The 13,388-nt window shown below is 72.9% G+C and carries 13 protein-coding genes; 5 read left to right on the top strand and 8 right to left on the bottom strand.

Translation table 11 applies throughout. From position 1 onward, the window contains the following. The first annotated feature begins 6 nt into the window (after positions 1-6). The gene (locus O0S08_RS24010; protein ID WP_269041566.1) at positions 7-1,872 is read left to right on the top strand and encodes a WD40 repeat domain-containing protein; all 1,866 of its coding nucleotides are present in this window, start codon (positions 7-9) and stop codon (positions 1,870-1,872) included. 210 nt (positions 1,873-2,082) lie between these two features. On the opposite strand, the gene O0S08_RS24005 is transcribed toward O0S08_RS24010, so the two are convergent. Then, the gene (locus O0S08_RS24005) at positions 2,083-2,358 is read right to left on the bottom strand and encodes a hypothetical protein (protein ID WP_269041565.1); all 276 of its coding nucleotides are present in this window, start codon (positions 2,356-2,358) and stop codon (positions 2,083-2,085) included. Continuing rightward, positions 2,358-3,062, bottom strand: coding sequence for a hypothetical protein (locus O0S08_RS24000; protein WP_269041564.1), 705 nt, complete (start codon positions 3,060-3,062; stop codon positions 2,358-2,360). Before O0S08_RS24000 ends, O0S08_RS24005 begins: the two co-directional genes overlap by 1 nt. A 392-nt stretch (positions 3,063-3,454) precedes the next feature. On the opposite strand from O0S08_RS24000, the gene O0S08_RS23995 reads away from it, so the two are divergent. Next, entirely contained in the window at positions 3,455-3,823 is a 369-nt protein-coding gene (locus O0S08_RS23995) for a VOC family protein (protein WP_269041563.1), read from the top strand. A 250-nt stretch (positions 3,824-4,073) separates the two neighbouring features. Beyond that, positions 4,074-4,460, top strand: a complete 387-nt coding sequence (locus O0S08_RS23990) for a hypothetical protein (RefSeq protein WP_269041562.1) — start codon at positions 4,074-4,076, stop codon at positions 4,458-4,460. 13 nt (positions 4,461-4,473) lie between these two features. Here the strand turns inward: O0S08_RS23990 and O0S08_RS23985 are convergent, their stop codons facing one another. Continuing rightward, positions 4,474-4,596, bottom strand: coding sequence for a hypothetical protein (locus O0S08_RS23985; protein WP_269041561.1), 123 nt, complete (start codon positions 4,594-4,596; stop codon positions 4,474-4,476). Between the two features lie 47 nt (positions 4,597-4,643). Continuing rightward, positions 4,644-6,083: a protein adenylyltransferase SelO family protein gene (locus tag O0S08_RS23980; protein WP_269041560.1), complete on the bottom strand. Its 1,440-nt coding sequence runs from the start codon at positions 6,081-6,083 to the stop codon at positions 4,644-4,646. A gap of 89 nt (positions 6,084-6,172) precedes the next feature. On the opposite strand from O0S08_RS23980, the gene O0S08_RS23975 reads away from it, so the two are divergent. Beyond that, the gene (locus O0S08_RS23975) at positions 6,173-6,736 is read left to right on the top strand and encodes a hypothetical protein (RefSeq protein ID WP_269041559.1); all 564 of its coding nucleotides are present in this window, start codon (positions 6,173-6,175) and stop codon (positions 6,734-6,736) included. Between the two features lie 223 nt (positions 6,737-6,959). Here the strand turns inward: O0S08_RS23975 and O0S08_RS23970 are convergent, their stop codons facing one another. From O0S08_RS23970 to O0S08_RS23960, 3 genes are all read right to left on the bottom strand, one after another. Then, positions 6,960-7,895: a hypothetical protein gene (locus O0S08_RS23970; RefSeq protein WP_269041558.1), complete on the bottom strand. Its 936-nt coding sequence runs from the start codon at positions 7,893-7,895 to the stop codon at positions 6,960-6,962. Between the two features lie 28 nt (positions 7,896-7,923). Then, positions 7,924-9,105 (bottom strand): multiheme c-type cytochrome, encoded by a 1,182-nt coding sequence (locus O0S08_RS23965; RefSeq protein ID WP_269041557.1) that lies wholly within the window; start codon positions 9,103-9,105, stop codon positions 7,924-7,926. 235 nt (positions 9,106-9,340) lie between these two features. Then, positions 9,341-10,105 carry an ATP-grasp domain-containing protein gene (locus tag O0S08_RS23960; RefSeq protein ID WP_269041556.1) on the bottom strand — a complete coding sequence of 255 codons (765 nt, stop codon included), beginning with the start codon at positions 10,103-10,105 and terminating at the stop codon, positions 9,341-9,343. A gap of 172 nt (positions 10,106-10,277) precedes the next feature. On the opposite strand from O0S08_RS23960, the gene O0S08_RS23955 reads away from it, so the two are divergent. Beyond that, complete coding sequence (locus O0S08_RS23955) at positions 10,278-11,216, top strand: RNA ligase family protein (RefSeq protein WP_269041555.1); 939 nt, start codon at positions 10,278-10,280, stop codon at positions 11,214-11,216. Between the two features lie 208 nt (positions 11,217-11,424). Here the strand turns inward: O0S08_RS23955 and O0S08_RS23950 are convergent, their stop codons facing one another. Then, positions 11,425-12,912, bottom strand: coding sequence for an SPFH domain-containing protein (locus tag O0S08_RS23950; protein ID WP_269041554.1), 1,488 nt, complete (start codon positions 12,910-12,912; stop codon positions 11,425-11,427). Positions 12,913-13,388 lie beyond the last annotated feature (476 nt).

Raw genomic sequence — 13,388 nt, 5'->3', positions numbered from 1 at the left:
CGGCGTGTGGATGTCACGCGGAGCCTCCTCGAGCAGATCCTCGGCGACCTGAAGGGGCGGAAGAATTTCCGCCTGCGCGGGCGCACCCTCAACCGCGAGTACGACGAGCTCGACGTGTTCGCGGGGGTCGACGACGCTTCGCTGGCCGCGTTCTCGCCGACCGACGAGGGCGAGGCGGAGGCGTTCGTGCTGTGGAGCCGCGCGGCCGAGGAGGCGTTCGCGGCCGACGGGGCGCTGACGCGGCCGCTGCCGATCGTCTGGGGTGGCTCGCGCAACGAGCTCCAGCTGGCGTTCGCACGGCACGGGCTGACGATCCGGATCGAGGTCGAGGCGGCGCCACGCGAGGGCTACGACGAGAGCGGGACGCTGGTGCTGAGCCCGCGCTCGGGGCGGGAGTCGTGCGACCTGGGGCGGCTGCTGGTCGCGTTCGCGGAGCTCGAGGCGCGCGGGGTGATCGCGCTGGCCCGCGCCGGGATGACGCAGAGCTCCGGCTGGGAGAGCGTCGGCGAGCGCGAGCGCGACGAGCAGCAGACGGCCGTGTTCTGGCACGATCAGAGCCACGACGGGTTCGACGCGCTGGGCCAGCTCGGCTCGCAGCTGCACCTGTACTGGCGCGGCGACGAGGGGCTGGTGGCCGAGGTGCTGGCGCGCGCGGGGTTGTCGGTGGAGCGGCCGTCGTCGCCGCAGGTGGCGATCGCGGTCGCGGGCGACGGTGGTGCACCGCCGGCGATCGAGACGTACGCGGAGGCGCTCGCGGCCAACCCGGCGGCGCCGCGCCGCGCTCGCAAATCGCGGGCGCCGGCGGGGCCGTTCGCCGAGCTGCACCGCTACCGCGCGCCGGGCGGGCCCAAGCCGGTGCAGCGATTGGTGTTCGATCGGGGCGGCGAGGGCCTGGCGGTGGCCCAGGTGTCGGATCGCCGCGGCGGGCCCACGCACGCGCTGTGCAGGATCGACGCGGCGACCGGCGCGGTGACGCGGATCTTCGCGCCGCTGTCGACGGTGTCCTCGACCTGCGGCGGCTGTGCGTTCCTGGTCGACGGCCGGCTGGTGTTCAGCTTCTACGACTTCCTGCCCGACCCGCGGCCGGGTCACGTGACGCCGGCCGCGCGCGTGCTGGTGTGGGAGCCCGACGGCGACGCGGTGCACGAGCTGGGCGCTCACCCGATCTCGCACGTGTGCAACGTGTCGCTGTCGAGCGTCGACGCGGCCGGCGAGCAGGTGGCGGTGGTGACTGCCACGGGCGTGGCGATCCTCGAGGTCGGGCCGCCGGGCGCGAAGACGTGGCGCGAGCTGGCGCGGATCGGCGGCGACGCGGTCGATGTCTATCCGATCGCCGCGCTGTCGCCCGACGGCCGGCGCGTGGCGTGGACGGCCGACGGGGCCGAGGAGACGCGCTGCGTCGAGCGAGCCGGCGGGCGCGTGGCCTGGAAGGTGAACTTCTTCCCCGGCCACCGCGGCGGCCGGGCGACGCGCGCGCTGCTGTTCGACCCGCGCGGCGAGCACTTGCTGGCGCTGTGCCTGCGCAGCCTCTACGGGCCGGAGCGCGACGGCAAGATCGAGGTCGAGGAGGAGCGCCGGCTGCAGTGCTACGCGGTGAGCGACGGCCGGCGCGCGCTCGCGGAGCTCGAGGCGGCGACGCTGGGGCTCACGTGCCTGGCGTGGCACCCCGACGGGAAGCGCCTGGCGATCGGCACGGTCGACGGAGAGGTGGCGCTGCTGGCCTATCCGGGCGGGGAGCGGCTGGCGTCGCAGAAGGTGTTCGCCAAGGGCTCGGTGACGGCGGTGACGTTCGATCGCGCCGGGGGGCGGCTGGCCGCGGGCAGCGAGAAGGGCGAGATCGCGGTGGTGGCGGTCGGCGCGGCCGGCGGGTGAGTGTATCGAAAGGACATGTCTTCATGGGAATGTCCTGACGAGCATGTCGGATGAAGCATGTCGTTTGGAGCATGTACCGGTCATGCTCCCGGCTCGTTTCGCGCGTCGGTCTTGTCGGGCTGCGTTGGAACGCACCGCGGAGGGCAGTCGATCCTGTGACACCGGTCATGCTCCGGCGGAGGACAGTCGAGCCCGTGACCGGCTGGCCGGTCACGCTCCGGCTTCGGCGCAGCGGGCCGGCCAGGTGAACTCCTTGACCAGCTTGAAGAACCAGGTGCGCTCGTTGTCGGTGCGGCGGCTCCATTCATAGGAGACGCGGAGCGGGCGCAGGGTGGCGGGGTCGGTGACGAGCTCGACTTGCTCGAAGCTCTGCATGGTGATGAGGGCGCCGCGCTCGCCGAGCGGCGGGCGGCCGAATTCGTAGTACAGCAGGGAACCGCCGCCCTGGACCTGTTCGCGGGTGGCCTCGACGACGCGCTCGAACATCAGGCGGACGTGGCCCGCTGCGTCGGCGGGCCGGCGTGGAGCATGGTGGTGCGCCGCGGCAGGAGCTTGCCGGCGATCTCGACCGTGTCCTCGACGACGCGCTCCTCGCCGCGGGCCAGCGTCAGGCCGTGCCACGCCGAGCCCCACGCGCTCCACTCGCGCTCCGCGAGGTAGAGGAAGTAGTCGCGGACGTCCTGCCGCTTGAACAGGATCCGCACCATGTCCTCGGCCTCGGGCGTGAGCGGTCGCAGCTTGCGCGCCACCCCGAGCAGGGTCTCGGCGTCGATGCCGTGGACGTCGAGCAGCTTGCCCGCGCGGTCGACCACGAACTCGACCGGCAGGCTGTACGTGACGAGGAAGCGGGCGACGCCGTGCTGGACGGACGGATCCGTGGGGTCGCGGCCGCGGTAGCGCAGCATCTCGAAGCCGGCGCCGGACAGCACCATGGCGTCGCGGCTGGGATCGGGTCGCACGGCGAGGAGCTGGCGGTACTCCGCGGATTCGTCCGAGCCGCTCATCGTGGTGCGCGTCTCGACGGTGCACGGGGACTCCCAGGCGAATCGCAGCTCGGTCGGGCCGTTCGCGGGGGCTTCGTCCTGCGATCGCGCGGGGACGGTCGCGGCGGCGGGGGGCGGCTCCGGCGGCGGGACGTCGGCCGGACGACAGGCGAGCACGGACGCGAGGCCGAGGAGCGAGGCGCGCATCGGTCCATGATACCCCCGGGCGGGACTGGCGATGCGGTCACGTCAGGCGCGAGGGCTCGTGCGTGGAACAGTGGTTGGAGCGAGGCGCGGATCCGAATCGAGGGTGCGACGCGGCGGTGACGTCGCCGCGACGGGGTGAAGACGACCGGTGAACAGGGTGAGCGCACCGGCCTGCGCGAGCGTGCGGGGCGGCGCCTGCAGGTCGGCCTCTGCGTCCGCCTCGATCGCCGAGGTCCCGGTCGCACCGCCACGGGCGCGAACTGGCGGTGAAGGCTCGCCAGAACTCACGTCGTGCAGGCCGCTTCGCCGGGCCGGCGCGAGACAATGTTGCGAGCGGCCGTCGACGGGAGCGGCCTTTCCAGGGGCCGGCGGCCGCGCTACTGTCCGCGCCCATGATCGGCTACGTCAGTCTCGGTTCCAACGACATGCAGCGGGCCTCCGCGTTCTACGACACGCTCCTCGGCGAGATGGGCGCCAAGCGCACGCTGAACTTCGACCGATTCATCATTTGGGGCAAGAGCGAGGCCGAGCCGGCGCTCGCCGTGTGCACGCCGTACGACGGCAAGCACGCGACGGTCGGCAACGGCGTGATGGTGGCCCTGGCCTGCGCCGACCGGGCGGAGGTCGATCGTCTGCACGCCCGCGCGCTCGCCCTCGGCGGGACCGACGAGGGCGCCCCCGGCGAGCGCGGCCCCGGCTTCTACGCGGGGTACTTCCGCGACCCCGACGGCAACAAGCTCAACTTCTTCAAGATCGGCTGAGCGCCGCGCGGTCGGGATCGCCAGGAGCAGCCCGAAGGGACATGTCCTTTCGGGCTGCTTCGTTCGTGGAGAAATGGCAAGAGATGGCGCGAGGGACAGGCCGGCCGATGGACGCGGAGGGGCCCTCGAAGGTGTGAATGGCCGATGTCTCGGCCGTCGGGAGAATGGGGGGAACGGAGGCGCGGCAGCGCGCGAGGGCTGGTGACGTCTTGATCCGCGCGAGATAGAGAGAAGCTGCCAGGATGGCCTCATGCAGCAGATCGGACGCAATCGAGGGATCCGGAGCGTGTGCGCCATCATCGGCGCGGCCTGGGGGTTGTGGCTGGCAGGCTGCGCTCCGGAGCACGACTGGGAGCTGACCGAGATCGGGGTGGAGGAGGAGTTGGCGGAGCTCGAGGACGCGGAGGCGCGGCTGGTGCTCGAGGACGAGGCCGACGAGCTGTTGCCGGCGGCGGAGGCGGGCGCCGACCGGACGGAGGACGCGGGAGAGGACGGCTCGCTCGCGGATGGCCGTTGCGGGGCTCGCGTGCGGACGGCTCACGAGGTGGCGACAGGCCGCGAGCTCCGGGCCTGCAGCGGGCGCGGGCCGACCGACGCGGCGTCGATCGGGTCGCAACTCGCGGCCAGGGCGCTGTGAGCGCGGGAACGGTTCACGCGGCGCCGCGAGCGGAGGGCAGCAGGTCGGGGGTCGTCGAGGGCGAGAGCCGGCGGATGAACTCCTCCCTGCGCTCTTTCTGCGCGAGGGGCCCGCGGCCGGCGGGACACGAGGACATGTCCGAAGGAGAATGTCTCGAGGGAAATGTCTCTCGGGACATGTCTATCAGGGCATGTCCTTGAGCGGATCGCGGCCGTGGAGGGCCCCGACTTCGCGGATCTCGGCCAGCTTGGCCGCGAGGGGGGCCCAGTCGTCGCGCTCGGCGATCGGGGCCCACAGCGCCTCGACCTCGTCGATGAGCAGCGAGCACGGGGCGTCGCCGGCGTAGTGCGGGTGGGCCAGGCGCTCGGGGGCGGCCGGGAGGTGCTCGGCCCAGGCGCGGCGCACCTCCGCGAACTCGGGAGGGGCGTAGTGGACGGCGGCCCGGCCGGCGAGGGCCCGCGCGGCGCTGGCCTCGCCGCCGTACCAGTCGAAGTAGAAGCGGTCGAGGTCGAGGCGGCGGGAGGCGAGGAAGGCGTAGCAGGCGTCCATGACGACGTCGTCGGCCGCGTCGCCGCGCGGCTGGAGGCCGAGGCGGTCGAGGAAGGCGCGGCGGACGGCGGCGTGGAAGGTCGGCTCGAAGGCGCCGAGGCTGTCCTCGAGGACATCTCGCCCCGCGAGCGGCAGCAGGGTCTCGGCCAGCCGCCCGAGGTTCCACAGCACCGCGTTCGGCTGGCGGCCGAAGGCGTAGAAGCCGGTCTCGTCGAAGTAGGCGGCGGTGAAGCCGAGGTCGTAGGTGGGGAGGAAGCGCCAGGGGCCGTAGTCGAAGCTCTCGCCGGTGATGTTGAGGTTGTCGGTGTTGAGGACGCCGTGGACGAAGCCGGCGACGGTCCAGGCGGCGGCGGTGGCGGCGGCCCGCTCGACGACGAGGCGCAGCAGCGCGGCGGTGGTGCCGGCGAGGTCGCCCTGGCGCGCGGCCGGGAAGTGGTGCTCGACGGCGTAGTCGACCAGGGCGCCGAGGCGGGCGACGTCGCGGTGGTAGGCGTGGCGCTGGAACGTGCCGATCCGCAGGTTGGAGTGGCTGAGCCGCACGAGCACGCACGAGCGCGTGGGCGAGGGCTCGTCGCCGCGCCACAGCCGCTCGCCGGTCTCGAACACGCTGACGATCTTGCAGGTGTCGACGCCGCGGGCCGCGAGCAGCTCGGCGGCCAGGATCTCGCGCACGCCGCCCTTGAGGGTGAGGCGGCCGTCGCCGCCGCGCGCGTACGGGGTGGCGCCGCTGCCCTTGGTGCCGAGGTCGAGCAGGCGGTCGTCGACTGCGTCGCGCAGCTGGGCGAACAGAAAGCCGCGACCGTCGCCGAGCGCGGGGTTGTAGCTGCCGAACTGGTGGCCGTGGTAGCGCAGGGCGAGCGGCTCGGGCAGGTTGCCCGGCAGCGGCTCGAAGCGGGCGAAGTGCCGCTCCCACTCGGCGTCGCCGAGGGTGTCGAGGCCGATCCGCGCGGCCCAGCGATCGTCGCGGTGGCGCAGGACGTGGACCGGAAACCGCGCGGGGGCGACGACGTCGGCGAAGCCGTCGCCGAGGCCGAGGAAGCGAGGATCCGGCCGATAGCGGGCGGAGGGCGGCACGGCGAGAGCTTGGCACGCAGGCCGCCGACGGGCCGCCGCCCGGGGCGTGAGGCGACGCCGCTGCGGGCGATCCGTGGTAGGGCTGGACGATGGGCTACGACCTCCAGATGGTGCGCACCCCCCCGGCCGCGGACGAGAACGAGCTGCCGAATTCGAGCGGGATCGCCGGCTACTACCGCTTCAACATGTGGGGCATGCGGATGACCGTGGGCGCGCTCGAGTGGGCCGACGCGATCCACTACGGACCGGCGCCGGAGATCCCCGAGCTGGAGCTGGACGGGCTCGACGAGGACCGCGTGTTCGCGGCGCTCGAGGCGGTCCGCGGCGAGGCGCCCGAGGACGCGCCGGCGCCGTCGGCCGCCGAGCTGGCGGCCGCGCGCGCGTACTTGCAGGCGCACGAGGCCGCGGTGTCGGCGTCGTCGCTGCAAAACGGCCGCGCGGGCGCGTTCAAGTTCCAGTCGAACGACGGGTGGCTGGTGACGCCGGAGGAGTGCGCGGCGCTGGCCGGCAAGCTGCGCCAGCACGCGGACCTGATCGCCCGCGATTACTTCCCCGACGCCGACGTGTCGCGGGAAGACGGCCACAAGTGGATCCTCGGGTTCGCCCGCTACAACGAGATCGCGGCCGAGCACGGGGGCTATCGCGTGCGCTGACGGGGGCGGACGCGGCGGGCGAGGGCGATCGGCGGGCCGCGTCGGCGCCTCGACGCCGGCGTGGCGGCCCGGGTGATCGCACGCGCGGCCACGAATTCGCGGATCCGCGGCTCGGGCGCCGCGGTCTCGAGGATGGATGATGGGACATGTCCGTAAGGGCATGCTCCGAGGGGAATGCTCGATCGGGCATGTTCGATCGAGCATGTCCTTGCGGGAAGATCCGTCAGGGCGGCGTGCCGCACACGCCGAGGTCCTCGTGGCCGGGCGGTGCGGCGCCCTTCTCGAACCAGGGGATGCACTCGAGGCCGGGGTCGGGGCACGGCGGGCCGGCGAGGTCGCACCACGGCAGGCAGCAGCCGGACGCCTGCGGGTCGCACGGGTCGGCGAGGGCAGGGTCGACGCAGTAGGTGCCCGGGTCGCAGACGTTGACGTACTCGCAGGGGTCGAGGGCGTGGCCCTCCTCGCCGCCGGCGTCGACGACGCAGAGGAACTTGTTCGGGTCCTGCGGGTGGGGGATGCAGGTCTCGTCGTCGGCGCAGTCCTGCAGGAGCGGGTCGCAGCCCGGGATGCAGAGGAAGAGGGCGCTGCGGCCGATGTGGCAGGCCGCCGCGGGGTCGGCGCAGGTGGGCGCGTCGAACGAGCCGAGGCATTGACCCCAGCAGGTGCCGACGCCGGTGTCGGGGTCGGGGTTCCAGCACATCAGGTGCGGGCCGCAGGTGTCGCGGCCGTCGAGGCCGTCGCCGACCAGAGTGCACGGCTCGTACAGGCCGGCGGGGTCGCGGACGACCGGCACGCACGCGAGGGTCTGGTAGCTCTCGCCGACGGCGGCGCACTTCTGTCCCTCGGGACAGTCGTCGAGGAACGGCTCGCAGCCGTAGGGCAGGGGGTGGTCGAAGGAGGTATCGGGGGTCGAGTCCCCGGTCGAGGTCGCCTCGGCGCCGGTGGTGGCGACGGTGGTGGCGACGGTGCCGGTGGTGCCGGTGGTGCCGGTGGTGCCGGTGGTGCCGGCGGTGCCGGTGGTCGGGTCCACGGCGTCGGAGCCGGCGCCCGTCGAAGAGGTGGCCGCGGAGTCGGTGGCGGGGCCGCCGGTGAAGTCCGACGGGCGTGGGCTGCAGGCGGCGAGGACGACGAGGACGAACGCGGATGTTCTTGTGGACATGGCTTTCACGACCTGTCTCATGAGTCATTCATGGCAGCCGCGGCAGCTCGCCGGCGGCGACGGTCAGGCCGCCGACGACGATCGCCCGGTCCTCGCGCTCCTCGAGCAGCGACTCGACCCGCTCGAAGCGGACCTCCCAGGCGACGGGGTGGGCGCGATCGGCCGGGTCGAGCTGGAACCGCAGGACGCGCGGCGGCTCGCCGGGGTGGGGGCGGTCGTCGGAGCGCTCGACGCGGAGCGGGGCGCCGCCGCGGGCCGCCTCGAGCGCGTAGTGGCGGGCGAGGTAGGCGGTCGTCCACGGGCGAGCCTCGCCGGGCGCGAGCGGGCGCACTGCGACGGCGAGGCGGCGGAACAGGTCGCCGGTAGGGACCGCGTGGCCGACGACGTCGGCGCGGGCGGCCACGCGGAGCTCGATGCGGTCGGGGGCGACGCGCTCGGCCTCGACGGTCAGGGCGTCGCGGAAGTAGTCGTCGTCCCGCGAGCCGATGAAGGCGTGGCTGCGGGCGCCGGCGCGGTCGCGCATGTGACAGTCGGCGCAGCCGGTGGCGGCCTGCGGCGAGGCGGCGTGCTCGGCGAGGGTCCGCTGCATCGCCTCCGGCAGGGCGCGCCGGCGGTTGTCAGGGAAGCCGAACTCGTGGCAGTTGGCGCAGGCGGCGGCGGTGGCGAAGCGAGGGTCGCGGCGCAGCGGGTGCGGTGCGGCCACGTCCGGCCCGGGCGCGGCGAGGACTGCGTCGCCGACGACGTGGCAGCTGACGCAGCCGACCCCGATCTCGGCCGCGGCGCCGCTGGCCGGACGGCGCGGATCGGCCTCGGGGGCGTGACAGCCGCGGCAGAACGGCATCGGCTCGTGGGCCAGGGCGCGCTGGAATTCTCGCTCGGTGGTCGCGGTCTGGTGCTGCGAGCCGCGCCACTGGGCGGCCTCGACCTCGTGGCAGGCCTCGCAGGCGTCGTTGTCGAGCGCGAGCCCGCGGGCGCCGGGCGGCTGCGGGGCGGGGCCGGGCATGGTCGGGTCACGTGGCGCAAGGACCATGTGCGTTCGGACATGGTCGCCGAGACTGCCGGCCGGCTCCGGAGGTGCGGCGGGGATGGGGGTCGGTCGCGTCCATCGATAGGCGATCGCGCCCGCGAGGACGAGCAGCGAGAGCGCGAGGAAGACCAGCGAGCGCCGCGAGGTCATCGGACCGCCGACGAGCATGACGGTGGGTGTCAAAAATAGCAATGCTGCTGAAATTGCGGACGGGGGTCGCTCTCGGAGGCGCGGAAACGTGCTTCATCGCCGGCCGGGTCATGGGAAGATGACCTGGCTTTCGGAGCAGGTCATGGCGGACGGGCCCGATTCACCCATGGCTGATGCTCGATGGAGCATGTCCGGATCGACATGCAGGTCGAGTCACAGAATATGTTCGATAGAACATGTCCGAATGGACATGCATGCCGAGAGTGTATCAATCGTCGGCGAGGCGGACCAGCTCGAGCCAGCGGGCGGTGAGCATGCGCGCGTGGGCGTAAGGGTTGAGGCCGTAGCAGCCGAAGGAGAAGCCGTCGTTGACCTCGACCATGGCGGTGCTGCCGTCGGCGAGCACGCCGAAGTCGATGACGTAGGCGGCGGGCGCGTCGGTGTAGGCCGCGACGGCGGCGCGGACGACCCCGGGATCGGGGAAACGCAGCGGATCGCCCCAGTAGTGGCCGACGCCGAGGATCTCGCCGGCGTGGACGAAGTAGCGCCATTCGGCCGTGAAGTCGACGATGTCCGACAGCCACACCGGCGTGTCCGGCTCCTCGAGGGCCCAGCCGGCCGTGCGCAGCAGGTCGCGGTAGACGGCGAGGACGTGGCCGGTGAACTCCTTCTGGCCGGTGACGGGTTTGATGAAAATCGGCGGGTCGAAGCGGTCGTCGCGGCACAGGGCGTGGGCCTCGCGGATCGTCGCTCGCCGCACGCGCCGGCGCAGGAACGCCTCGAGCGCCGGCGGGTAGTCGATGTTGATCGGGTCCGGGGCGCCGAGCTGGGACAGGGCAGTGCGCACGGTGAGGATCCCGCCGATCACTGCGGTGTCGCGCTCGAGCGCGAGCCGGCCCTCGTAGAGGTCCGACCACACGAACGACTCGGCCCACACGCCCATCTTGGTGAACCCGTACCAGGCGTTGTAGACGTTCTTGTTGATGAACTCGCCGGTGGTGGGGTCGCGCTGGACGTAGATCTTGGCGAGCATGACGGGCGACGGTGCCACAAGTCGCCCCGCGCGGCGAGGCGGGCGCGGACGCGCGATGGTCTTCGCGTCATGTCCATTCGGACATGTCTCGTCCCCCGCGCCGGGGGTGGGCGGGCGAGGGCGCGCGCGCAGGTCGGGCCGCGGCGGGCGGCGGATCGGTTACCCTGGCGCGATGCGTCACCGCTTCTACGGCAAGATCGCGGGGCCCGGCGAACCGCTCGGGCTCGTCCCCGGCGGGCCCTGGGTCGCGCTGGAGAAGATCCACGGGGCGCAGCTGCTGATCGCGGTCGCCGGCGAGCAGGTCCGCTTCGGCAAGCGCAAGGCGTGGCTGGCCGACGACGACCCGTTCTTCGGCTGGCAGCTGGTGCGGGCCGGGCTGGCCGAGGTCGCGCGGGCTGCCGCCGGCCGGCTCGGCGCGCCGATGGTGGTGTTCTACGGCGAGCTGTTCGGCGGCGGCTACCCGCACCCGGAGGTGGTGCCGGCGCCGGGCCTGCAGCCGGTGCAGACGGGGATCTGGTACGCGCCCGACCTGCGCTGGGCGGCTTTCGACGCGCTGGTGGCCGCGAGCGACGACGACGAGGGCGAGCTGCTGGCGTGGAGCGAGCTGGCCGAGCTGTCCCGAGAGACAGGGCTGCTGGTGCCGCCGGTGGTGCGCGCGGGGCCGCGGCCGCACGTCGAGGCGGCGCCGACGCGGTCGCCGACGCGCGTGCCGGCGTTGCTCGGGCTGCCGGCGCTCGCCGACAACTTCGCGGAGGGCCTGGTGGTCCGCCCCGACGCACGCGCGCGGCCGGGGACGCGGCCGACCTACAAGCGCAAGATCGCGGAGTTCGACGAGCAGCGGTTCCAGGAGAGCGAGGCCTGGGACCCCGGCCAGCGCCCCGACCGCGCGGCCCTGATCGCGTGGGCCGAACGGCTGACGAACCCGGCGCGGGTGGCCAGCGCGGCGTCGAAGTGGGGCCGACACGACCGCGGGGCGATCGTCGACGAGGTCGAGCTCGACGTGCTCATCGACCTGACCGCGGCCTTCCCCGCGGCCCTGCAGGCGCCGACCGAGGCCGACGAGGCGGCCCTCCGCGCGGCCATTCGCGCGGCGGCCGAGGCGCTGCTGTGATGGACGGCGAACAGGACATGTCCGATGGGGAATGTCCGATCGGCCATGTTTTTTGAGAAGACGTTCTCGAGGGCATGCCGCGGCTGCGCGACATGCCGCGTGGCGACCGGGGCGCTGCTGCGAGGGACGGCGGTCTGTAGATGCCCGATGGGAAATGTCCGATTGGACATGCCTTTAAAGGCATGTCCTTGAGGACATGACCTTCGGGTCAGCGCAGCTCACGGCGGGGGGCGTCGAGGTGGACGTGGGCGCCGTCGCCGTCGCCGCGCAGCTCGATGACCTGGTCGGCGCGGTGCTGGGTGAGGAGGGCGGTGAGGTCGACGCCGAGCTGGCGCAGGGCGGCGAGGTGGCGGCCCTCCTCGTCGTGGCGGGCGCGCTGGTCGGCGAGGGCCCGCTCCTGGTCGAGGCGTCGCTGGTTGCGCTCGAACTCGCTGCGGGCGGTGTCGGCCTCGAGCTCGGCGGCCCGGCGCGACTTCTGCAGGCCGAGCGCGTGGGCCTGCTCGGCGGCGCCGTCGGCCCGCTGCCGCTCGCCGCGGGCCAGCTGCCGCTCGAGCTTGAAGTCCTCGAGCTCCTGGGCCTGCTGCTGGGTGGCGCGCTCGAGCTGCAGGCGCGTGCGCGACTCGATCGCCTGGTCGAGCATCTGCTGCAGCGAGGGCGGGGCCTCGAAGCCGCGGTAGACGACCTTGCCGATCCGGTAGCCGCACTGGGCGGCGCGCGCGGTCAGCTGGCGGTAGGTGGCGAGGTCGCCGAGCTGATCGGTGTGGAGCTTGAACGAGGCGAGGTCGTGCCGGCCGAGGAAGTCGACGACGTCGCTGGTGGCGGCGTTGACGAAGTCGCCGATCGGGTCGTGCGAGGTGGCGAGCATGAGGTCGATGTCGACGAGCTCGAAGAAGATCATGAGCCGCACGGTGATGACCGCGTCGTCGGCGGTCCGCACGTCCTCGACGTCGTGGTACATCTGATCCGGCATGAGCCAGAGTTTTTGGAAGACCAGCGCGTTGGGCACCTTGCGGTAGCCCGCGCCGGTCGAGCCGTGCCACGAGAAGGTGTGCAGCCATTCGCCGGGCTGCGGCACGAACACCGCGGGGCCCTGCAGGACGCGCCGCTTGACCTCGCCGCTGTCGGCCCGCTCGTAGATGACGACGGCCTCCTTGGCCGCGAGCTGCAGGCCCTCCTCACGGGTGGCGGAGAGGTGCTTGCGCGGGTCGAGCCACAGGTGCGCCGGGCCGACGAGGTGCTCCTGGCGGCCGTCGCGGTAGCGCACGACCAGGAACTCGCCGGGGTGCGCGACGTAGTGCTCCATCCGCCGGAAGGTGCGCCCGAAGGTGGACACGCGCTTCGGCCCGACGAGCTCCTCCATCGTGCCGTCCTTGTGGATCATCAGGACGTGCTCGCAGTCCTCGATGGTGTATGAGAACATGCCGGGTCTCCTGGTCTGGCGAGTGGGATCGCGGCCGGCTTCGCCGGGCCGCGCGGGCCGAGCGAGTCGGACGTCGCCTGCGCGCTGCAGCAGCGGCTCGGGAGCCGCGAGCGAGTCGTCGTCGTCGGCGACGTTCTGCGCCGGCAACACCGATTGCGCGGCGCTGCTCATGCGCATGGACGCCACCCGCATGCGCGTGCCGGGCGGCGCGGCGGCGGCCTCCTGCAGCGCGCCGGCCTGCTTGTTGTACACGTAGCGCTTGGGCTCGTTGTCCACGACGCCGGCGACGATAGCATCGATGCTCGACGCGCTGACGCACGAAATCGCGCGACACGACGGTTCGTCGCTCGTCGCCGACGTCGTGGTCCGCCGGCGAGGTCCGGGGCGCTCTCGCTCGCCGACCGCACGAGCTGTCGATTCGTCACACCACGGCGAGCGGCCGGCGAACACTTCTTCGTCGACGTCTCACGGATCGGGGTCGGCGTCCGGCTGCAAACATCGGCGGTGTCGAACCTGGACTTGCTCGAGTCGATGGGTCGCGTCGACCACGAGCTTGGTCGCGGGGCGCTCCGCGACTCGATGGGGCGGACGATGCTCCGGAGCGACGCCGGCTGCGATCGACCGCAGGATGCAGCGAACGACCAGTGTCGGCGCGGCGCGGATCAATTGCGCCGATGTGCGTGACCCCGGTCATCTGTCGTCCGTGATGGTTTTTCACGGCGGCGGCAAAGGCCCGCAATTGTTCCCGGCCC

This window comes from Nannocystis punicea (assembly GCF_026965555.1).
In the GTDB taxonomy this organism is placed as follows: domain Bacteria; phylum Myxococcota_A; class Polyangia; order Nannocystales; family Nannocystaceae; genus Nannocystis; species Nannocystis punicea.
Note: the sequence above shows the minus strand (reverse complement) of the source record. Positions and strands in the feature narration are given on the sequence as shown.

Bases quoted from the DNA above. Each gene is read 5' to 3' on its own strand.
- O0S08_RS24000 (WP_269041564.1), bottom strand. From the start codon at position 3,062: ATGCGCGCCTCGCTCCTCGGCCTCGCGTCCGTGCTCGCCTGTCGTCCG.
- O0S08_RS23970 (WP_269041558.1), bottom strand. From the start codon at position 7,895: ATGTCCACAAGAACATCCGCGTTCGTCCTCGTCGTCCTCGCCGCCTGC.
- O0S08_RS23960 (WP_269041556.1), bottom strand. From the start codon at position 10,105: ATGCTCGCCAAGATCTACGTCCAGCGCGACCCCACCACCGGCGAGTTC.
- O0S08_RS23975 (WP_269041559.1), top strand. From the start codon at position 6,173: ATGGGCTACGACCTCCAGATGGTGCGCACCCCCCCGGCCGCGGACGAG.
- O0S08_RS23990 (WP_269041562.1), top strand. From the start codon at position 4,074: ATGCAGCAGATCGGACGCAATCGAGGGATCCGGAGCGTGTGCGCCATC.
- O0S08_RS23995 (WP_269041563.1), top strand. From the start codon at position 3,455: ATGATCGGCTACGTCAGTCTCGGTTCCAACGACATGCAGCGGGCCTCC.
- O0S08_RS23985 (WP_269041561.1), bottom strand. From the start codon at position 4,596: ATGTCCTCGTGTCCCGCCGGCCGCGGGCCCCTCGCGCAGAAAGAGCGC.
- O0S08_RS23955 (WP_269041555.1), top strand. From the start codon at position 10,278: ATGCGTCACCGCTTCTACGGCAAGATCGCGGGGCCCGGCGAACCGCTC.
- O0S08_RS24005 (WP_269041565.1), bottom strand. From the start codon at position 2,358: ATGTTCGAGCGCGTCGTCGAGGCCACCCGCGAACAGGTCCAGGGCGGC.